Raw genomic sequence first — 18,908 nt, forward strand, 5'->3', positions numbered from 1 at the left:
CGCCGCGGCCGCCGCGGTCGCCATCGCGACCGCGACGAACGCCAGGACCATCCGGGCGCGCAGGCTCCACGGCCGCCGGCGCCGCCCGGCCCGGCCCTCGTCCGTCCGCAGGGCGTCCACGCCCCTACACCGGCCCGAACCGGTAGCCGAACCCGCGCACCGTCTGGATGTAGACGGGGGAGGACGGGTCGGTCTCGATCTTCGCGCGCAGCCGCTGCACGCCGTTGTCCACGAGGCGTGAGTCCCCGAGGTAGGAGTGCTCCCACACCGTCCGGAGGAGCTGCTGCCTGCTCAGCACCTGGCCCGGCGACGCCGACAGCTCGAGCAGGAGCCGCAGCTCGGTCGGCGTCATCGCCACCGGCCGGCCCGCCCGGGTCACCGTCATCGCCGCGCGGTCGATCACCAGGTCGCCCCACGCCGACGTCCGCCCCGGCGCGGCGGGCGCCGCACGGCGCAGCACCGCTCGGATCCGTGCGTCGACCACGCGCGGCTCGACCGGCTTGACGACGTAGTCGTCCGCGCCCGCCTCCAGCCCGCTCACGACGTCGATGTCGTCGCCGCGGGCCGTGAGCATCACGATGGGCACCGTCCCGGCCGCGCGGATCCTGCGGCACACCTCGAAGCCGTCGATGCCGGGCAGCATGAGGTCGAGCACCACGAGCTCCGCCGCGTCCTGCGCGTGCCGCCGCAGGCCCTCCTCGCCGGTCGCCGTGGCCACCACGTCGTGCCCGTACCGCCCCAGCGCCGTCGCCAGACCGACCCGGACGGCATGGTCGTCCTCGATCAGCAGGATGCGCGACATGGCTCCAGTATCGAGGAGCCGTCCGGGCCGGACCACGCCTCCCGCCGTTCTGCGACACGGTTGCGACACGGCGACGACGGCGCGGGGACCTGCGCGCCCGAGCGTGGCAGGCATGACACGGACATCGGCACGACCACGACGGCTCCTCGCCGCTCTCGCCCTGCTCCTGACCCTGCCCGTCCTCGCGGCAGGCTGCGCGGCCGCCGGTGCCCTCCGCCCGGCCGACGCCGCGGCCGCCGAGCCGAAGGTGCTCTACCTGACGTTCGACGACGGCCCGGGGGACGAGACCGTCGAGATCCTCGACCTCCTGCGCGCGCACGACGGCAAGGCCGTCTTCTTCGCGCTCGGCCAGAACCTGGCCCGGCACACCGACCTCGGCCGCCGCATCGTCGCCGAGGGGCACGCGCTGGCCAACCACACCTGGAACCACGCGAACCTCACCGGCCTCGACGCCGACGCCCGCGCCCAGGAGCTCGAGCCCACCGCCGACCTCCTGCGCAGCCTCGGCTCCGAGAGCCCCTGCGTCCGACCGCCCTACGGCGCCACCGACGACGCCGTCGCCGCCGACCTCGCCGCCCGCGGCACCGAGCAGGTGCTCTGGACCGTCGACCCCGCCGACTGGTCCCGCCCGGGCGCCGACGTCATCGCCGAGCGGATCCTCGCGGCACCCCGCGGCGCCGTCGTGCTGCTCCACGACGGCGGCGGCGACCGCACGCAGACCGTCGACGCCCTCCGCCAGGCCCTCCCGCGGCTGGCCGCCGACGGCTGGACCTTCGACGTCGTGCCGGGTTGCTGACCATGGGTGCGACCCTCGCCGCCCCGCGCACCGCGGCACCACGCGACGCCGGACGCCGGGAGCACCTGCCGGCGCTCGACGGCCTGCGCGGCGTCGCGATCGCCGGCGTGCTGCTCTTCCACGCCGGCCATCTCGGCGGCGGTTTCCTCGGTGTCGACCTGTTCTTCGCCCTGTCCGGCTACCTCATCACCGACCTGCTCCTGCGCGAGGTCGAGGCGACGGGCACCGTCTCGCTACCCGCCTTCTGGGCCCGCCGTGCACGGCGTCTGCTCCCCGCGCTCGCCGTCCTCCTGGCCGTCGTCACGCTCGCGACCTGGGCCGTCGGCGACGCCGACCTCCGGCGGTCGGCGCTGTCCGACGGCCCCTGGGTCCAGGCGAACCTCGTCAACTGGCACCTGCTCGGGCAGTCGGCGGGCTACTGGGAGGGGTTCGGCGTCGGCCGGGTCTTCGGCCACCTGTGGAGCGTCGCCGTCGAGGAGCAGTTCTACCTGGTGTGGCCGGTCCTCGTGCTGCTGCTCGCACGGGGCGCTCGCGGGTCCGGGGGTGCGGCCGGACGGCGGGTGGCCCTCGCCGCCCTGCTCGGCTCCCTCGCCTCCCTCGCCCTCGTGCTGGTCCTCGCCGACCCCGCCGACACCACCCGTGTCTACACCGGCACCGACACCCGCGCGTCCTCGCTCCTGCTCGGCGCGCTCCTGGCGACCGCACCGGCGCGGCACGTGCTCGGGCGCGCCGTCGGCCGGTGGGCCGGCGTCGTCCTCCTGGTGCTCGCCGGCGGCGTGGCCGCCCTGTGGGGCGTGGCCGACGGCGAGGCCTCGCCCTGGCTCTTCCAGGGCGGACTGTTCGCCCACTCGCTGGCTGCCGCGCTGGTCGTGGCGCTCTGCGTCCGGGCGCCCGGCAGCGCCGTCGCCCGGGTGCTGGGCGCCTGGCCGCTGCGCACCCTCGGGCTCGTGTCGTACAGCCTCTACCTCTGGCACTGGCCCGTGTTCCTGCTGCTCTCCGAGGACCGGCTCGGCCTGGACGGCTGGCCCCGCACCCTCGTCGTGTGCGCGGTGTCGCTGGCGCTCGCGGCCCTGTCCACCGTGCTCGTCGAGAACCCGGTGCGCTTCCGAGCGGGCTGGGCGCGCGGGCGCACCGGGCTCGTGGCGCTCGTCGCGACGACGGCGGCGCTCGCCCTGTTCTGGGTCGTCGTGCCCCGGCCGGTGGCGCCCGTCGTCGACGCGGACGCGGTGGCGGGCCCGTCCGCCGGCTCGTCCGCCGCGGGGTCCGCGGGCGACGGGATCTCGACGGTGCTGCTCCTGGGTGACTCGGTCGCCGCAGGGGAGGCGCTCCCGCTCGGGGCGGCCCTCGACGCCGCCGGTGTCACGCTGGAGTCGCTCGCGGCGGACGGCGGCGGTGGCGTGGTCGGTCCGCTCGGCGAGGCGACGTGGGAGCAGCTGCCCGGTGCGGTCGCGACGGCGCGGCCCGACGTCGTCGTCTACCAGCTCACCACCTACGACTGGGGTACCGCTCAGGAGCAGCGTGCGGGGTACGAGCGGCTGGTGCGCATGGTGTCGGACGCCGGGGCCGACCTCGTGCTCGTCCCTTCACCGCCCATCCGCCCCGACGAGTTCTACGCACCTCACATGGACGAGCTCGCCGGCGCCGAACGCGTCGCGCGCGAGGTCGCCGAGGCCTCGGGCGGGCGCGCCGTGTACCTCGACAGCGCGCCCGTGTGGGGCGAGGCCTACGAGCGCGTGCGCGACGGCGTGCCCGACCGCAGCGCCGACGGCATCCACACCTGCCCGCAGGGTGCCGCCCGGTTCACGGGCTGGCTGCTGGGCGAGCTCGCGCAGCGGTACCCGGGGTTCGCGCCGGCGGACCCCGAGGCCTGGCTGGACGCCGGGTGGGCGGCGGACCCGCGGTTCACGGGCTGCTGACGTCCGCCGCCGCGGTCGCGTCCCGGGCCGGGACCGGGCTCAGGCCCGGTCCAGTCCGGGGCGCGGCGTACGCCGGGCCCGCCGCACGCCGTCGACGGTGAGCAGCACGAGCGCCACCCAGACGAGCGCGAACCCCGCCCACCGCGCGGGCGGCATGTGCTCGTGGAAGACGAGCAGGCCGACGAGGAACTGCAGGGCGGGCGCCAGGTACTGCAGCATGCCGACGACGGACAGGGGCAGCCGACGCGCGGCGGCGCCGAACAGCAGCAGCGGCAGGGCCGTGACGATGCCCGCCGACATCAGCAGCAGCACGTGCCCGGTGCCGTGCCCGGTGAACGTGCCCGACCCGCCGAGCCAGACGAGGTAGCCGAGCGCGACCGGCGTCGCGACGGTCGTCTCGACCGCGAGGCCCGGCAGCGCCGCGACCGTGCGGCCCACCCGGTTCTTCACGAGCCCGTACAGGCCGAACGAGAGCGCGAGGCACAGCGAGATCCACGGCAGCCCGTCCAGCCCCGTGGACAGCACGACGACGGCCGCGACGCCGAAGCCGATCGCGAGCCACTGCACCGGCGCGAGCCGTTCGCGCAGCACGAGCACGCCGAGCAGCACGGTCACGACGGGGTTGATGAAGTAGCCGAGGGCCGCGTCGAGCACCCGGTCGGTGAGGACGGCGTACACGTACACCACCCAGTTGATGACGATCAGCACGGCCGCCACGGTGAACGTGCCGAGGATGCGCGGCGTCCGCAGCGCCGTCACGAACCCGCCGAGCTGACGCAGGACGGCGAGGGCGATCAGGCAGAAGACGAGACTCCACACGATGCGGTGCGCCACGATCTCGAGCGCGCCCGCCGGCTCCAGCAGCGGGAAGAACAGGGGCATGGCGCCCCACAGCACGTACGCGCCGACACCGAGGGGAAGGCCCCAGCGGTCCTGGTTTCCTGTCACGCCGTCACGATAGGTCGCGCGGGCTCCTGCGGGCCCCCACCGGGCTGTGGGGCTCGTCACCCGAGGGGCGCGGGTTTCGATTTCTCGCGCGGGGCCTCGGGGGGATATGCTCGGCACCGTTCACGGCTGGTTGCCCGAGCGGCCAAAGGGATCTGACTGTAAATCAGACGGCTTCGCCTTCGGGGGTTCGAATCCCTCACCAGCCACGTGAAGCACCGTAGGGCCTGACCAGGGAAGACTCTGGCCAGGCCCTACGTCGTCGTCGGGGGCGTGGCCGCACATCGCGGCCACCGGCCCCACGTCCTGGCCCAACGGACACCCCGGCCTCGACGCCACGCTCCGTCTACGGGCGCACGAGCCGCACCAGCGCCGGCCAGGCCATGGCGCCGAGCCGCGCGTCGGCCTCCGCCGAGCCGCCGCGGGCGATGTCCAGGCCTGCCGTCGGTGCCTGCTCGCCGGGCAGGGCTGCCCGGTGGCCGGCCGTCGTGTGGTCGACGACCGTGGTCGGCAGCCCCGCCTGGTCCCTCCGCCCGGCGATGCGGCGCGCGTGGTCGACCGGGTCCCAGACCCGGTAGTCGCCGCCGGCGACGACGAGAACCTCCCGGATCCGTTCGACGGGGATGGCTGCCGCGACAGCATGGTCGGGGTGGGCAGCGCGGGATGCGGCGTACAGCTCGCGGAACTCCGGCGGGTGCGTGGCCGGGGCCCGCCGACGGTCGAGCGGGACGAAGGGCAGGGGCGCGGCGTCGATCCGACCGCTGGATCCGGCGAGGACGAGGACGCCGACGCCGGTCGGGTCGTCGGGCAGGAAACGCACTCCTTCAGGGGCGGAGAGCCGGGTCTCGTCCATGGGCCGGAACTCTACGGAGTGGTGGGAACTCGCTCCCCACCACGCGCGGCGCACCTCACACCCGATTCGATTTCACGCCAGGCCGGAGGGCATGTAGAGTCTTCCTCGCGCCCCGATAGCTCAGTCGGCAGAGCATCTCCATGGTAAGGAGAAGGTCAAGGGTTCGATTCCCTTTCGGGGCTCTGTGATCGACGCGGGGTCGCCTCCGGGCGGCCTCGCGTTGAGTCACGCGCGGCGGGGTAGCTCAGCTGGTCAGAGCGCACGACTCATAATCGTGAGGTCGCGGGTTCGAGCCCCGCCCTCGCTACCAAGCAAGTAGACCCGTCCGGTGTCCTGTGCCGGACGACGAGAACACACATGGCGCCTCCCTCTCGAGGCGCGGAGGTGAGAGCCATGGCAAGCAAGAGCGCGGACGTCCGCCCGAAGATCACGCTGGCCTGCGTGGACTGCAAGGAGCGGAACTACATCACGAAGAAGAACCGCCGCAACGACCCCGACCGCCTGGAGTTGGCGAAGTTCTGCCCGCGCTGCGGCAAGCACACCTCGCACCGCGAGACCCGCTGAGTCCAGGCAGGTTCACACCGACGTGGCGAACGCTGACTTCGAGGGCCGGGTCTACCCGGCCGACGCCCCCTACTCCGTAGGCCGCGAGAAGATCCGCGAGTTCGCCACAGCAGTCGGTGCCACCCACCCCGCGCACCACGACCTCGTGGCGGCGCGGGGTTCGGGCTATCCGGACCTGGTCGCCCCGCCCACCTTCGCGGTGGTCGTGGCGCAGCGCAGCGAGGCGCAGTACATCCAGGACCCCGAGGCCGACATCGACTTCTCCCGCGTGGTCCACGCGGACGAGCGCTTCACGCACCACCGGCCGATCGTGGCGGGCGACGAGCTGACGACCGTGCTGCACGTGGACCGCATCGTGTCGCGCGGCGCCATCAGCATGGTGACGACGCGCTGCGAGCTCTACGCCATGCCGCAGCAGGTCGAGGTGCCGTCGCCCGAGGCGGACTCGCCCGGCGAGCACGTCGCCACGGTCGTCTCCACGCTCGCGATCCGAGGTGAGGACGCATGACCCGCCCTGACATCGCGACCCTGTCGGTCGGCGACGTGATCGGCCAGCGCGTCGTGACGTTCGACCGCGCGGCCCTCGTCCGCTATGCCGGTGCGAGCGGCGACCGCAACCCGATCCACTGGAGCGACCGCGTCGCCCGCGAGGCCGGCCTGCCGGGCGTCATCGCGCACGGCATGCTCACCATGGGCACCGTCGTCAACGTCGTCGTCGACTGGGCGGGCGACCCGGGCGCCGTCGTCGACTACCAGACGCGGTTCACGAAGCCCGTCGAGGTCCCGGACCCGGGCGAAGCGACCATCGAGGTCACCGGTACCGTCGGCGCCCTCGACGCCGAGGCGGGCACCGTCCGCGTCGACCTGGCCGTCACGGTGGACGGCGCCAAGGTTCTGGGGCGCGCCCAGGCGCTCGTGCGGCTCTGACCCGCAGCAGACCAAGTTTTTTCACCCCGGGGGTTCTCTCCGCGCGGCTGATCGGGTGTGATGCTCTCGTCCGGAATTTCATCCGGCCCGACGAGAGGACCATCCGCGTGACGTCACGACGACGTTCCACCGCCCTGGCCGCAGCGGCCGGGGTGCTGCTCCCGCTGATCCCGCTCTCCGCAGCAGCCGCTCCGGCGGCCGACCCCGCCCCCGCGTCGACCGGCGCGACCGTCGACTGCGCCTCCGTGCTCGCCGCCGGGTCGCTCGACGAGTCGTTCGCTGCGGCGTCCGAGATGACCGGCGTGCCCGCCGACCTCCTCAAGGCCGTCTCCTACCTCGAGTCCCGCTGGGACCAGCACGCCGGCGAGGCGAGCGTCGAGGGCGGCTACGGGGTGTTCAACCTCGCGGCAGCGGCGCCGTCGGGGCACGCCCAGGGGCCGGGCCTGCCCGCGTCCGCCGTCACCGACAAGGACGGTGCCGAGCGGGCGGGCACCTCCGAGCTTGCCCGCGCCGCGGCGCTGACCGGACTGTCCGAGGCGGCCCTCAGGGCCGACGCCCAGGCGAACGTGTGCGGCGGCGCCGCGCTGCTCGCCTTGTACCAGGCGCAGGCGGAGCACGCGGGCGCGGCCGATGCCGCCGGCCTGGCCGCCTGGGAGGGCGCCGTGTCCCGGATGAGCGACGTCGACGGCTTCGCGGCGCACGTCTACCGCACGCTGCACGACGGCGCGGGCACGACCACCCCGGCCGACGGCGCGGTGATCCTCGCGGCGCGCTCCGACGTCGTCGTGCCGGAAGCCGCCGGCGACCCGGAGGCCGACTGCCCGGCGGAGCTGGACTGCGAGTGGCTGCCCGCACCGTACGAGAAGGGCTCGCCCGACCTGCCGGACGGCACCGGCGACTACGGCAACCACGACCAGGCCGACCGCACGGGCACGGGCGGCCCGAGCCTCGACTACATCGTCATCCACGACACCGAGACGGCCTACCAGCCGAGCGTGAACCTCGTGCAGGACCCGACCTACCTGGCCTGGAACTACACGCTGCGCTCAACGGACGGGCACATCGCCAACCACCTCGACCCGGCCGACGTCGGCTGGCACGCGGGCAACTGGTTCTTCAACATGCACTCGATCGGCCTCGAGCACGAGGGCTGGGCGGGGACCGGCACGTGGTTCACGGAGGCGATGTACCAGTCGTCGGCGGCGCTGGTGCGCCACCTCGCGGCCGAGCATGACATCCCGCTCGACAGGGCGCACGTCATGGGCCACGACCAGGTGCCCGGCATCCTGCCCGGCTACACGCAGAACGTGCACTGGGACCCGGGCCCGTACTGGGACTGGGACCACTACTTCGAGCTGCTGGGCGCGCCGATCGGCGGTGACCTCGAGGCGACGACGGACGTCGCGCCGGGGGACGTCGTCGAGGTGCGGACCGGCTACGCCGACAACCCGAACACGGTGACCGGCTGCGAGGAGGCCTCGCCGGGCTCGGGCGACTGCGTCGAGGGCGCGGGCACGAACTTCCGCTACCTCTACCAGGAGCCGTCGACGGACGCGCCGCTGGCCAGGGACCCGGGCTGGAAGCCGGACGGCTCGGACGGCACGACCTTCGCGAGCGACGTGAGCGCCCGCGTGCAGTCGGGGCACAAGCTCGTCGTCGACCAGGTCGAGGGCGACTGGCTGGGCGTCTGGTGGGCCGGTTCGCCGGCCTGGCTGCACAACCCGGCGGACCGTCCGGTGGTCGTGCCGGCGACGGCGAAGACGGTCACCGTGCCGGGCGACGTCCCGGCGCCGGTCTACGGCCGTGCGTATCCCGAGGTCGCGGCCTACGCGGCGCACCCCGACGTGCCGGTCCAGGAGGTCACGCCGATCGAGTACACGGTCGGGGTCGGCCAGACGTACGCGGTCGCGGACGACGACGTGCCGTCCGACTACTACCGCGCCGCGACGTTCGACGGCTCGGGTCCGGGTGACCGGACGGTCGTCCGTGGCGACGACGTCTACCACCAGCTCTGGCTCGGGCACCGCCACGTGTTCGTGCGCGCCGCCGACGTCGAGCTGCACGACGCGGTCGTCGCCGATGTGACGGCCCCGTCGATCGAGGGCACGGCGCGCCCGGGCAGGGTCCTGACGGCGCGGCCCGGCACGTACGTGCCGGCGGACGTCCGGGTGCGCTACCACTGGCTGCGCGACGGCGAGCCGGTGCGGCACGCGGTCGGCGCCCGTTACCTGGTGACGGGCCGCGACCGGGGCGCCGAGCTCCAGGTCGAGGTCACGGTCACGGCCCCGGGTCACGCGGCGGCGACGTACGTCTCGCCCCCGGTCCGCGTCCCCTGACCTCCGGTCGAGTGCGGGATCCTCGCCCTGTGCCGTGTGGCGGAAGGGCGAGGATCCCGCACTCAGCGGTCACCAGTTCGGGGTGGTGCCCGGGACCGAGGCCGGCAGGGGGACGTCCTCCGGGTGGAAGACGTACGTCAGGCCGTCGGTCGACGTCTGCCACACCCGCTCGAAGTTCTCGCGCGTGTACACGACCCGCACGTCCTCGTTGGACGCCTTGTTCGGGTCGTTGATCACCGGGTCGCCGTCGGCGGTGAACCCGCGCAGCACCACGAGGTGGCCGTTCGTCTCGTACCCGGCCTCCGGCATCTCCTCGGCGGTGAAGTTGATCGACACGACCAGCGGGATCCCCGCCTCGATGAACCGCTCCGCCTCCGCGAGCGAGCGCAGCCGCGTCACGAACGCGTCGACCCCGAACGTGCCGGCGTAGGCCGCGTTGAACGCCCAGTTGCCCGCGCCCTCGTACGTGTGGTCCCACGTGTGCATCGCGGCGTAGTCGACCTGCGGGTCACCGTTGGGCGCCTCGATGCCCTCGAGCTCGTCGGCCGGCACCTCGCGCCCGTAGGAGTACAGCACCATGGTCGACGACGTCGGCGAGCACCACACCTGCCCGCCGCCCCCGAACTCGGGGTACTCGCCGCGGTGGATGTTCTGGCTGAGCTGCGGCACGTCGAGCACCAGCTCACGGCCCAGCGTGAAACCGGACGTGCCGGTGTAGTGCGCGTCCGGCAGGTACTCGTTGGTCATCGTGCTCACCGAGTCCAGGCGCGGCGACGTCGTGCTGCCCTCCGGCCGGTACAGGGTCACGCGGGTCTGGAACGCCTCCGGCTCGTGGCCCGACTTCGCGACGTAGGTGTCGGTGAACAGGTACGCGTCGTCGTCGGTCTGCCCGTCGACCGACGTGCGGTGGATGTCCCCCACGCCGCGCTCCGGGGCGTGGTCGGCGCCCGAGGCCCAGCGCCCCATGACGAACCACTTCGTCCACGCGCCGTCGGCCTTGCGTCCGCGGAACTCGACCTCGACCCACGTGCCCGTCGGGGTCTCAGCCGTCCACGACGTCACCGACTCGTCGACCGCGTACCCCGTCTCGACCACCGGCGACGTCCACCGGCCGGTCTCGTAGCGCACCGGCGTGCCGTCGCCGAACGGGTCCGTGTACTCGACGACCTCCCCGCGGCCGCGCAGCACCAGCCCGTCGTGCGGCCCGGGCCGCAGGTTCGTCGTCCGCCCGGCGCGCAGCTCGCGGACGCCGTCCCACGCCGTGAGCGTGATCTGGTTGTCCGATGCCGCGGCGTCCGGCGTCCCCGTCGCGGCTCCCGCCGCCACTCCTGCCTGCATCACGAGCGCTCCCGTCGTCGCCAGCGCGAACACCGTGGTCCGCAGCCTTCCCCTTGTCGACATCCCTGCCTCCGTGTCCCGGGCGCACACCCGCGTGAACCAGTCCTGGACTCTCTTTACCAGAGTGACCGGCTCGGCAGAAGAGAAATGCCCTGATCCGGGACAGGGCGGGTGGCGCGGTGCTACCGTCGTCGGCGATCCCACGGGTGCCCCGCGCAGGGGCTGAGATCGGGCTGGACGGCCCGGGACCGTTGAACCTGTCCGGTTAACACCGGCGTAGGAAGCAGGAGTCTGATGATGGAGCACACCCCGTCCCGCACGCTCGCGTACGAGCAGGACGCCCACGACCCGGACCTCCGGGTCCCCGTCACCGAGATCACGCTGGCGCCGTCGCCCGACGGCACGCCCAACGACCCCGTGCGCGTCTACCGCACGCAGGGCCCGGGCTCCGACCCGGTACGCGGCCTGGCCCCGGCGCGCGAACCCTGGGTCGTCGCGCGGGGTGACACCGAGGAGTACGACGGCCGCAGGCGCGACCTGGCCGACGACGGGCGCGGCGCCGTCCGTCGCGGCGCCGCCTCCCAGGAGTGGCAGGGCGAACGACGCCGTCCCCGGCGCGCGCTGCCCGGCCGCACCGTGACGCAGATGCACTACGCGCGCCAGGGCGTGATCACCCCCGAGATGCGGTACGTCGCCGTCCGCGAGGGCTGCGACGTCGAGCTGGTCCGCAGCGAGGTCGCCGCCGGCCGCGCGATCATCCCGAACAACGTGAACCACCCCGAGTCCGAGCCGATGATCATCGGCAGGGCGTTCCTCGTGAAGGTCAACGCGAACATCGGCAACTCGGCCGTCCACAGCTCCATCGCCCAGGAGGTGGAGAAGCTCCAGTGGGCCACGACGTGGGGCGCCGACACCGTCATGGACCTGTCCACCGGCGACGACATCCACACCACGCGCGAGTGGATCCTGCGCAACTCGCCTGTGCCGATCGGTACCGTGCCGATCTACCAGGCGCTCGAGAAGGTGAACGGCGACGCGAGCGCGCTGACCTGGGAGGTCTACCGCGACACCGTGATCGAGCAGGCCGAGCAGGGCGTCGACTACATGACCGTGCACGCGGGCGTGCTCCTGCGCTACGTGCCGCTGACCGCCGACCGCGTGACCGGCATCGTCAGCCGCGGCGGCTCGATCATGGCGGGCTGGTGCCTCGCGCACCACCAGGAGAACTTCCTCTACACCCACTTCGACGAGCTCTGCGAGATCTTCGCCGCCTACGACGTCGCCTTCTCGCTCGGCGACGGCCTGCGCCCGGGCTCGATCGCCGACGCCAACGACGCCGCCCAGTTCGCCGAGCTCGACACCCTCGCCGAGCTCACCCACCGCGCCTGGGAGCACGACGTCCAGGTCATGGTCGAGGGGCCCGGCCACATCCCGTTCCATCTCGTGCGCGAGAACGTGGAGCGGCAGCAGGAGCTCTGCGACGGCGCCCCGTTCTACACGCTCGGGCCGCTCGTCACCGACGTCGCGCCCGGGTACGACCACATCACCTCGGCCATCGGCGCCACCGAGATCGCCCGCTACGGTACCGCGATGCTCTGCTACGTCACGCCCAAGGAGCACCTCGGCCTGCCCGACCGCGACGACGTGCGCACCGGCGTCGTCACCTACAAGATCGCCGCGCACGCCGCCGACGTCGCCAAGGGGCACCCCGGTGCCCGCGACCGCGACGACGCGCTGTCCAAGGCCCGCTTCGAGTTCCGCTGGCGCGACCAGTTCAACCTGTCGCTCGACCCCGAGCTCGCCGAGGCGTACCACGACGAGACGCTCCCGGCGGAGGCGGCCAAGACCGCGCACTTCTGCTCGATGTGCGGCCCCAAGTTCTGCTCGATGCGCATCTCGCAGGACATCCGCGACGAGTTCGGCGGGGCCCAGGCCCAGGAGGCGCTCGTCGGCATGGCGGCGAAGTCGCAGGAGTTCCGGGCCGCGGGCGGCGAGGTCTACCTCCCGCACCCCACCCACCGCCCGTAACCCTCGCCGGGTGCGGGATCGTCGCCCTCCTCGGTGTGTGCCGGGAGGGCGACGGTCCCGCACTCAGCGGGTCGGGTCGGTCAGGTCCGGGACCGGGCCCGTGGTCGTGCCCTCGACCAGGTTGACCGGGAGGGTCACCGACTCCGGCTCCTCGCCCGCCAGCAGCGCGACGACGGCGTTGCCCAGCGCCCGGCCCTTCTCGACCAGCGGCTGGTGCACGCTGGTGAGCACGTCGGGGGAGAGCCACGGCAGGTCGAGCCCGTCGAACCCGGCGACGGACACGTCCTCGGGCACACGCAGCCCCAGCTCGCGGGCGGCGATCACCGCACCGGCGGCGAGCAGGTCCGAGTGCGCCACGATCGCCGTCGGCCGGTCCCGCGCCGGGGCCCACTCCGAGAGGATCTCCGTCGCCGCGTCGCGCCCGTGCTCCACGAGCGAGGCCGGCGTCTCCCACGACATCACCGGCTCGACGACGTCGCGCACGCCGGCCAGCCGGTTGCGGGTCGGGGTGCGCTCGGCGGCGGCGAGACGGTCGGCGTCGACCAGCCCCGACCGCTCGTCGCGGCCGAACGGCAGCGCGATCTCCGCGATCCGGGTGTGCCCCAGCTCGACGAGGTGCCGCACGGCCTCGGCGGCGCCGTGCCGGTCCTCGACGCCCACGACGGGCACGCCCGGCACGTCCTGCCCCTCGCCGATGACGACGGGGACGCCGCGGCGCTGCAGCGCCGCGAGGTTGGGGTCGTCCGGCAGGGTGCCCCACACGAGCACGGCGACGTCCATCGCGGCGGCCTCGACCAGCGGGTCGACGGCGGTGGGCAGCGCGGCCCCCGCGGCGGCGCCGACCGACTGCGCGGTCGCACCCTGCGGCATGCCGGGGATGAGCAGCACCCCCAGCCCCTGCTCGCCGATCGCCGAGACGAGGCCGTGCAGCACCTGCGTCGACACCGGGTCGCGGAACGACCGGCCGAGCTGGTCGCCGATCACGACGCCCACGATGCCCGACCGCCCCGACCGCAGCTGCCTGCCCAGGGGGTTGGGCCCCGAGTAGTCGAGCTCGCGCGCGGCGGCCAGCACCTTCTCGCGGGTCTCCGGCGTGATCGGCCCGGCGCCGGAGAACGCCAGCGACGCGGTGGAGACGGACACGCCTGCCAGCTCGGCGACCCTCGCGAGGGTCGGTCGTACGTTCTGGCGGCTCATCACGTTCCTGCTCTCGGTCCAGGGGAATCTGCTGGGCTCATCCCAGATTGTGGCTTACGGTCGGGAGATTCAATCGCACCAAGGAGTTCCGTGCCTACTGCACACGCCGCCGCTCGCGCGGTCTTCGCCGTCTTCGCCGCGAGCGGGTTCGCGTTCGCGAGCTGGGCGTCCCGCCTCCCCGCCGTCCGTGACGGCCTCTCGTTCTCCGAGCAGGACATGGGCCTGCTGCTGCTCACCGGCTCCATCGGGTCCGTCGCGGCGATCCCGCTGTCCGGCCTGGTCGCCGAGCGGATCGGCACGGCGCGGACCATCCTGCTCTCCGCGGGGATCCTGGTCGCGGGCCTGACCGTCGCGGGGCTCGGCGTCGCGGCGGGGGAGCACATCGCGGTGCGGATCGGCCTGGTCCTGTTCGGTGTGGGCGCGGGCGTGTGGGACGCGGCCATGAACCTCGAGGGCGCGACCGTCGAGCAGCGCCTCGGCCGCGCCGTGATGCCGGTCTTCCACGCCGGCTTCTCGTTCGGCACCGTGGTGGGGGCGGGGGTGGGTGCGCTGGTGGCGACCGCCGGCGTCCCGGTGGCCTGGCACGTGATCGGCGCCGGTGCGCTCGCGTTCGCCTCCGTGGTGGTCGCGGTGCGGTTCTTCACGCCCGCCGTGGTCGGTGCGGCGCTGCCCGACGGCGCCGCCGGAGCGGCCGCCGGGACGGCCGACCCGGGCGCCGTGACCCCGCCGTCGTCGGGCATCGCGGGCCTGCTCGCGGCCTGGCGCGAGTCCCGCACGCTGGCGATCGGTCTGGTCGTGCTCGCCGCGGCGCTCACGGAGGGCGTGGCCAACGACTGGGTGAGCCTCGCGGTGGTCGACGGGTTCGGCACCTCCGACGGCCTGGGCGCCGTGGGCCTCGCCGTCTTCCTCACGGCGATGACCGCGGCGCGGCTGGCCGGCACCCGTGCCATCGACCGGTACGGCCGCGTCCCGGTGCTCGTGCTCTCGACGCTGTTCGCGTTCGCCGGCGTGCTGACGTTCGCCCTGGTGCCGTACCTCTGGCTCGCTCTCGTGGGCGTCGCCCTGTGGGGCCTCGGCGCGGCGCTCGGCTTCCCCATGGGCATGAGCGCGGCGTCCGACGACCCGCGGCGCGCGGCCATGCGGGTGGCCGCCGTCTCGACCATCGCGTACACCGCGTTCTTCGTCGGGCCGCCGCTCATCGGCTTCGTGGCGCACACGACGGGCTACCGCCTCGCGGTGCTCGTCCTCCTGGTGCCGATGGTGCTCGGTCTGGCCGTCGCCCGCTCGGTGCGGCCGCTGCCCGGTTCGGGGCTGCGGCGGGAGTGATCTCGGCGTGTGAAGGAGTGGTGCAGGCGCGCCGGGCACCCGGGGCCGCCGGGCAGGCCCGCCGCCGCGGGCATTGAACACGTTCGCGGACACCGGAAGGTTCCAGAAACGACAGACATCACCCAGGGCATGTCGAAGATGTGCACAAATCCAACGCGACAGGTAGATAGGCTTGCACGGTGAGCCCATACCCGGCAGACACCGTTCAGGCGCAAGCGGTGGCCCCCAGCCTCGCCGACCTCACCACGCTCCGAGTGGGCGGGCCGGCCGCCTCGTACGTCGAGGCCGAGGACGAGGCGGCCCTGATCGAGGCCGTCAGCACGGCCGACGACGACGGCGTGCCGCTGCTCGTCGTGGGCGGCGGCTCGAACCTGCTGGTGGCCGACGAGGGGTTCGGCGGCGTCGTCGTGCGCGACGTGCGCTCCGGGATCACCGTCGAGTCGGAGGACACCTGCGGCGGGGCCGTGGTCTCCGCCCCGGCCGGGCAGAACTGGGACGAGCTCGTGGCGCGTGCCGTCGACGAGGGCTGGGTCGGCGTCGAGTCGCTGTCGGGCATCCCCGGCACCGTCGGTGCCGCCCCGGTGCAGAACATCGGCGCCTACGGCCAGGAGCTGTCGGGCGTCGTCTCGCTCGTGCGCACCTGGGACCGCGCCGAGCGCCGGGTGCGGACCTTCGCCGTCGGGGAGCTGGCCTTCGGGTACCGCACCTCGCTGCTCAAGCGGTCCATGCACAGCGAGGGCCGGGAGGGTGACCCGCTCGCCCCCTGGTACCCGTCGCCGCGGTACGTCGTGCTGAGCGTGCAGCTGCAGTTCCGGCTCGGCACCCTGTCGGCGCCCGTCGGCTACGCGGAGCTCGCCCGGCGCCTCGGCGTCGAGGTGGGGCAGCGCGCCCCGATGCAGGACGTGCGCGACACGGTGCTCGGCCTGCGTGGCGGCAAGGGGATGCTGCTCGACAGCCCGGAGCTCGGCGGCGGGCCGGACCACGACCGCTGGAACTCGGGCTCCTTCTTCACCAACCCCGTGATCCCGGTGGAGCACCTCGAGCACCTGCCCGCGGACGCCCCGCGCTACCCCGTGCGGTCCTCGACGCCGGAGACGACCACGGGCCCGAGCCTCGGTGCCGTGGACCCGGCCTACGTGAAGACGAGCGCGGCCTGGCTCATCGAGCGCGCGGGCTTCGCGAAGGGGTTCGGCCTGGCGGGCGAGCAGAGCCCGGCCCGGCTGTCGACCAAGCACACCCTCGCGATGACGAACCGCGGAGGCGCCAGGGCCGAGGACGTCGTGGCGCTGGCCCGGGCGGTCCGGGACGGGGTGCGCGACCGGTTCGGCGTCACCCTCGTCCCGGAGACCGTGCTGGTGGGCGTCTCGCTCTGACCGGCCGCCCGGGCGTCCGCCCGGGCGGCCGTGCTCGTCAGTAGACGACGACCGGGGTGCCCGTCGTGGCGCCCCAGGAGTCGCGGACCCAGTCCATGGCGCTGTTCGACACGCGCACGCACCCGTGCGACGCCGGGAACGCGGGCACCGACGCCGACCCGTGCAGCGCGATGCCGCCCGTGAAGAACAGCGGCCGCCACATGTCGCCGAGCTCGAGCGTCGACGAGTGCATGCCGTTCACCTGTCGGTACACCGCGAACGAGCCGCGCGGGGTGTAGGCCGTGTACCGGTTGCCGCGCGCCTCGTAGGTCTCCCCGTTGCCCGAGGACGCGTTGATGATCCGCACGACCCGGCCGTCCTCGACCGCGAGCACGAGCTGCCGGTCGATGTCGATCTCGATCGCCTTGCCCGACGACGTCCGTGCGCGCGGCACCACGCCGTCCTCGGCGGCGCCCTCGGTGCGGGCGCCCACGACGCCGTCCCGGTACAGGCCGCCTGCCTTCTGCAGCGCGAACACGGCCTGCTGCGTCTCGCTGCCGAACGAGCCGTCGACGGACGTGATGAAGTAGCCCAGGTCCTGGAGCCGCTCCTGCAGGGCGCTCACCCGCTCGCCCGACGTGCCGTAGGCGAGGTGGTCGGGCTCCTCCGGCTCCTCGTCCTTGCCGTCGCCCCGGCCGCCGTTCTCGCCGTCCTCCGTGCCGCCCTGCTCGTCGCCCTGCTCGTCGCCCTGGCCGGGACCGCCGCCCGTCGCGTCGTCGCCCGGCTCGTCGGACCCGGCGTCGCCGTCCTGCCCGTCCTGGCCCGCGTCGTCCGAGGGGGTGGCGCTCGGTGTCGCCTCGGGTTCCGCCGAGGGGTTGTCCGAGGGGCTCGCGGACGGGCTCTCCGCCGGTGCGCTCTGCGCGGGTGCCGACGTGGTGGGTGCCGACGAGCCGGTCCCCTCGGCGTCCGACGGTTCCTCGCCGTCGCCGCACGCCGTCAGGAACCCGGCGGTGAGCACCACCGCGCCGAGCGCGCCGAGCACCCGGGCGCCCGTGGGCGCCGCGCCGCGCACCTCGACCCGCGCCGTCCGTCCCTGCCCTGCTCGTGCCTGCTCCGCCGCTGTCCGGTCCGTGCCTGTGTGCCGAACCCGCATGACCCGCTGCATGACCCGCATCGTGACTCCTCCTCGACCGCACCCTCTGGGGTGGCGCGGTGCCGCACCACGAGCCGAGGTCGTCGGCTCGTGAGTGGTCCTGTATCTCTAACCGACGCGCGGCCGCTCAGGATGGTTGGGGAGACGTTTCGTCACCCAATCGTGACCGTGCCCCGTTCGGGGGCCATGGCCGCCACGTCGGCGGGGTCGGGGGACCGCAACCATGCGTCGACCTCGGTGAGGAGGCGCGCCTTGGTGCTCTCCGACGCCCGGCTCGCCCGGATGGACGACGCCGCCAGGGCGGCCAGCTCGGCGTCGGTGAACCCGTGCGCCGTCCGGGCGATCTCGTACTGGTCCACCAGCCGGGAGCCGAACAGGAGCGGGTCGTCCGCACCGAGCGCCACCGTCGCGCCCGCGTCCACCAGGGTGCGGAGCGGCACCTCGGCCGCCTCCGCGTACACGCCCAGGCCGATGTTCGACCCGGGGTTCACCTCCAAGGCTATGTCGCGCTCCACGAGGTCCGCCAGCACCCGCTCGTCCTCGGCCGCGCGCACGCCGTGCCCGATGCGGTCGGGCGACAGCGCGCGGACCACCTCGGTCACGTGGTCGGGACCCAGCAGCTCGCCGCCGTGCGGCACGGCCGCCAGGCCGGCCCGCCGGGCGATCTCGAAGGCGCGGGCGAACTGCGCGGTGTCCCCGCGGCGCTCGTCGTTGGAGAGACCGAAACCGACGACGCCGCCGACGCCGTCGCCGGCGTGCCGGGCGGCCAGCCGGGCGAGCGTCCGGGCGTCGAGCGGGTGCTTCATGCGCGACGCCGCGATGATCACGGCCACCTCGATGCCGTGCGCGGCGCTGGCCTGCCGCGCCGCGTCGATGACGATCTCGACGGCGGGGGTGATGCCGCCGACGAACGGCGCGTACGACGTCGGGTCCACCTGGATCTCGAGCCGCCGGGAGCCCTCGGCGGCGTCGTCCTGCGCCGCCTCGTCGACGAGGCGGCGCATGTCCGCCTCGGACCGGACGCAGGCGCGCGCGGCGTCGTAGAGACGTTGGAAGCGGAACCAGCCGCGTTCCGTGGCGGGCAGGCGCAAGGGGTCGTTGTCGACCAGGGCCTCGGGCAGCCGCACTCCGTAGGCGGCGGCCATGTCGACGAGGGTCGGCACCCGCATGGATCCGGTGAAGTGGAGGTGGAGGTGCGCCTTGGGGAGGAGTGCGAGGTCGCGCATCTGCGTAGTCTGGCAGCGCGACGGACCGGTGGCAGCCGCGATCGTGATACTCCGCACTCCTCACACAATCTCGTGAGTCTGCGTTGGTGCGCCCGAGGTCCGCTAGATATCCTGAGAAGCGCCATGCCCCAGATTGCCGAGATGACCTA

General features: G+C 73.8%; 16 protein-coding genes, 3 tRNA genes and 1 riboswitch. Of the genes, 12 read left to right on the forward strand and 7 right to left on the reverse strand.

Translation table 11 applies throughout. The features are described from left to right. Window positions 1-124: 124 nt before the first annotated feature. The gene (locus HLB15_RS03055) at window positions 125-802 is read right to left on the reverse strand and encodes a response regulator (RefSeq protein ID WP_171103581.1); all 678 of its coding nucleotides are present in this window, start codon (window positions 800-802) and stop codon (window positions 125-127) included. Between the two features lie 112 nt (window positions 803-914). Between HLB15_RS03055 and HLB15_RS03060 the strand changes: the two genes are divergently transcribed. Both HLB15_RS03060 and HLB15_RS03065 read left to right on the forward strand, forming a co-directional pair. Then, window positions 915-1,598: a polysaccharide deacetylase family protein gene (locus tag HLB15_RS03060; protein WP_171103584.1), complete on the forward strand. Its 684-nt coding sequence runs from the start codon at window positions 915-917 to the stop codon at window positions 1,596-1,598. A gap of 2 nt (window positions 1,599-1,600) precedes the next feature. Next, complete coding sequence (locus tag HLB15_RS03065; protein ID WP_171103586.1) at window positions 1,601-3,514, forward strand: SGNH/GDSL hydrolase family protein; 1,914 nt, start codon at window positions 1,601-1,603, stop codon at window positions 3,512-3,514. A 39-nt stretch (window positions 3,515-3,553) separates the two neighbouring features. Here the strand turns inward: HLB15_RS03065 and rarD are convergent, their stop codons facing one another. Then, window positions 3,554-4,462: an EamA family transporter RarD gene (gene rarD, locus HLB15_RS03070; protein ID WP_171103588.1), complete on the reverse strand. Its 909-nt coding sequence runs from the start codon at window positions 4,460-4,462 to the stop codon at window positions 3,554-3,556. Window positions 4,463-4,586: 124 nt separating this feature from the next. Between rarD and HLB15_RS03075 the strand changes: the two genes are divergently transcribed. Then, window positions 4,587-4,668: transfer RNA gene (locus tag HLB15_RS03075), tRNA-Tyr, on the forward strand. 137 nt (window positions 4,669-4,805) lie between these two features. Here HLB15_RS03075 and HLB15_RS03080 read toward each other — a convergent pair. Then, on the reverse strand, window positions 4,806-5,312 hold the full coding sequence (locus HLB15_RS03080) for an alpha/beta hydrolase family protein (protein WP_171103590.1): 507 nt from the start codon (window positions 5,310-5,312) through the stop codon (window positions 4,806-4,808). 109 nt (window positions 5,313-5,421) lie between these two features. On the opposite strand from HLB15_RS03080, the gene HLB15_RS03085 reads away from it, so the two are divergent. The 6 genes from HLB15_RS03085 (at window position 5,422) to HLB15_RS03110 (ending at window position 9,139) form a co-directional block, all read left to right on the forward strand. Next, window positions 5,422-5,494: transfer RNA gene (locus HLB15_RS03085), tRNA-Thr, on the forward strand. A gap of 51 nt (window positions 5,495-5,545) precedes the next feature. Further along, window positions 5,546-5,622, forward strand: a tRNA-Met gene (locus HLB15_RS03090). Between the two features lie 83 nt (window positions 5,623-5,705). Then, window positions 5,706-5,876, forward strand: coding sequence for a 50S ribosomal protein L33 (gene rpmG / locus HLB15_RS03095; protein WP_013837798.1), 171 nt, complete (start codon window positions 5,706-5,708; stop codon window positions 5,874-5,876). Window positions 5,877-5,898: 22 nt separating this feature from the next. Continuing rightward, window positions 5,899-6,384, forward strand: a complete 486-nt coding sequence (locus HLB15_RS03100; RefSeq protein WP_171103592.1) for an FAS1-like dehydratase domain-containing protein — start codon at window positions 5,899-5,901, stop codon at window positions 6,382-6,384. Beyond that, window positions 6,381-6,803, forward strand: a complete 423-nt coding sequence (locus HLB15_RS03105) for a MaoC family dehydratase (RefSeq protein WP_171103594.1) — start codon at window positions 6,381-6,383, stop codon at window positions 6,801-6,803. Before HLB15_RS03100 ends, HLB15_RS03105 begins: the two co-directional genes overlap by 4 nt. 107 nt (window positions 6,804-6,910) lie before the next feature. After that, window positions 6,911-9,139 carry an N-acetylmuramoyl-L-alanine amidase gene (locus HLB15_RS03110; RefSeq protein ID WP_212759445.1) on the forward strand — a complete coding sequence of 743 codons (2,229 nt, stop codon included), beginning with the start codon at window positions 6,911-6,913 and terminating at the stop codon, window positions 9,137-9,139. Window positions 9,140-9,208: 69 nt separating this feature from the next. Here the strand turns inward: HLB15_RS03110 and HLB15_RS03115 are convergent, their stop codons facing one another. Beyond that, a complete protein-coding gene (locus tag HLB15_RS03115; protein WP_212759446.1) occupies window positions 9,209-10,540 on the reverse strand; it encodes a C39 family peptidase in 1,332 nt (443 codons plus the stop codon). 131 nt (window positions 10,541-10,671) lie between these two features. Continuing rightward, window positions 10,672-10,777, forward strand: a riboswitch (TPP riboswitch). Between HLB15_RS03115 and thiC the strand changes: the two genes are divergently transcribed. Further along, a complete protein-coding gene (gene thiC / locus HLB15_RS03120) occupies window positions 10,772-12,505 on the forward strand; it encodes a phosphomethylpyrimidine synthase ThiC (protein WP_171103596.1) in 1,734 nt (577 codons plus the stop codon). (Overlaps the previous riboswitch by 6 nt.) A 63-nt stretch (window positions 12,506-12,568) precedes the next feature. On the opposite strand, the gene HLB15_RS03125 is transcribed toward thiC, so the two are convergent. Next, on the reverse strand, window positions 12,569-13,702 hold the full coding sequence (locus tag HLB15_RS03125; RefSeq protein WP_171103598.1) for a LacI family DNA-binding transcriptional regulator: 1,134 nt from the start codon (window positions 13,700-13,702) through the stop codon (window positions 12,569-12,571). Window positions 13,703-13,792: 90 nt separating this feature from the next. Between HLB15_RS03125 and HLB15_RS23930 the strand changes: the two genes are divergently transcribed. Together HLB15_RS23930 and HLB15_RS03135 are read left to right on the forward strand one after the other, a co-directional pair. Beyond that, entirely contained in the window at window positions 13,793-15,028 is a 1,236-nt protein-coding gene (locus tag HLB15_RS23930) for an MFS transporter (protein WP_171103600.1), read from the forward strand. Window positions 15,029-15,246: 218 nt separating this feature from the next. Then, a complete protein-coding gene (locus tag HLB15_RS03135) occupies window positions 15,247-16,401 on the forward strand; it encodes a UDP-N-acetylmuramate dehydrogenase (protein ID WP_229785723.1) in 1,155 nt (384 codons plus the stop codon). A gap of 37 nt (window positions 16,402-16,438) precedes the next feature. Here HLB15_RS03135 and HLB15_RS03140 read toward each other — a convergent pair whose 3' ends face one another. Next, the gene (locus tag HLB15_RS03140; protein WP_249359863.1) at window positions 16,439-17,554 is read right to left on the reverse strand and encodes a L,D-transpeptidase family protein; all 1,116 of its coding nucleotides are present in this window, start codon (window positions 17,552-17,554) and stop codon (window positions 16,439-16,441) included. A 131-nt stretch (window positions 17,555-17,685) separates the two neighbouring features. Further along, a complete protein-coding gene (locus HLB15_RS03145; protein ID WP_171103604.1) occupies window positions 17,686-18,759 on the reverse strand; it encodes an adenosine deaminase in 1,074 nt (357 codons plus the stop codon). Window positions 18,760-18,908: the final 149 nt, after the last annotated feature.

The sequence above is a fragment of the Promicromonospora citrea genome (assembly GCF_013004695.1).
GTDB lineage: Bacteria > Actinomycetota > Actinomycetes > Actinomycetales > Cellulomonadaceae > Promicromonospora > Promicromonospora citrea.

Coding starts and splice junctions, on each gene's coding strand:
- HLB15_RS03115 (WP_212759446.1), bottom strand. CDS start 10,540: ATGTCGACAAGGGGAAGGCTGCGGACCACGGTGTTCGCGCTGGCGACG.
- rpmG (WP_013837798.1), top strand. CDS start 5,706: ATGGCAAGCAAGAGCGCGGACGTCCGCCCGAAGATCACGCTGGCCTGC.
- HLB15_RS03055 (WP_171103581.1), bottom strand. CDS start 802: ATGTCGCGCATCCTGCTGATCGAGGACGACCATGCCGTCCGGGTCGGT.
- HLB15_RS03140 (WP_249359863.1), bottom strand. CDS start 17,554: ATGCGGGTCATGCAGCGGGTCATGCGGGTTCGGCACACAGGCACGGAC.
- HLB15_RS03080 (WP_171103590.1), bottom strand. CDS start 5,312: ATGGACGAGACCCGGCTCTCCGCCCCTGAAGGAGTGCGTTTCCTGCCC.
- HLB15_RS03125 (WP_171103598.1), bottom strand. CDS start 13,702: ATGAGCCGCCAGAACGTACGACCGACCCTCGCGAGGGTCGCCGAGCTG.
- HLB15_RS03105 (WP_171103594.1), top strand. CDS start 6,381: ATGACCCGCCCTGACATCGCGACCCTGTCGGTCGGCGACGTGATCGGC.
- HLB15_RS03065 (WP_171103586.1), top strand. CDS start 1,601: ATGGGTGCGACCCTCGCCGCCCCGCGCACCGCGGCACCACGCGACGCC.
- thiC (WP_171103596.1), top strand. CDS start 10,772: ATGATGGAGCACACCCCGTCCCGCACGCTCGCGTACGAGCAGGACGCC.
- HLB15_RS03145 (WP_171103604.1), bottom strand. CDS start 18,759: ATGCGCGACCTCGCACTCCTCCCCAAGGCGCACCTCCACCTCCACTTC.
- HLB15_RS03060 (WP_171103584.1), top strand. CDS start 915: ATGACACGGACATCGGCACGACCACGACGGCTCCTCGCCGCTCTCGCC.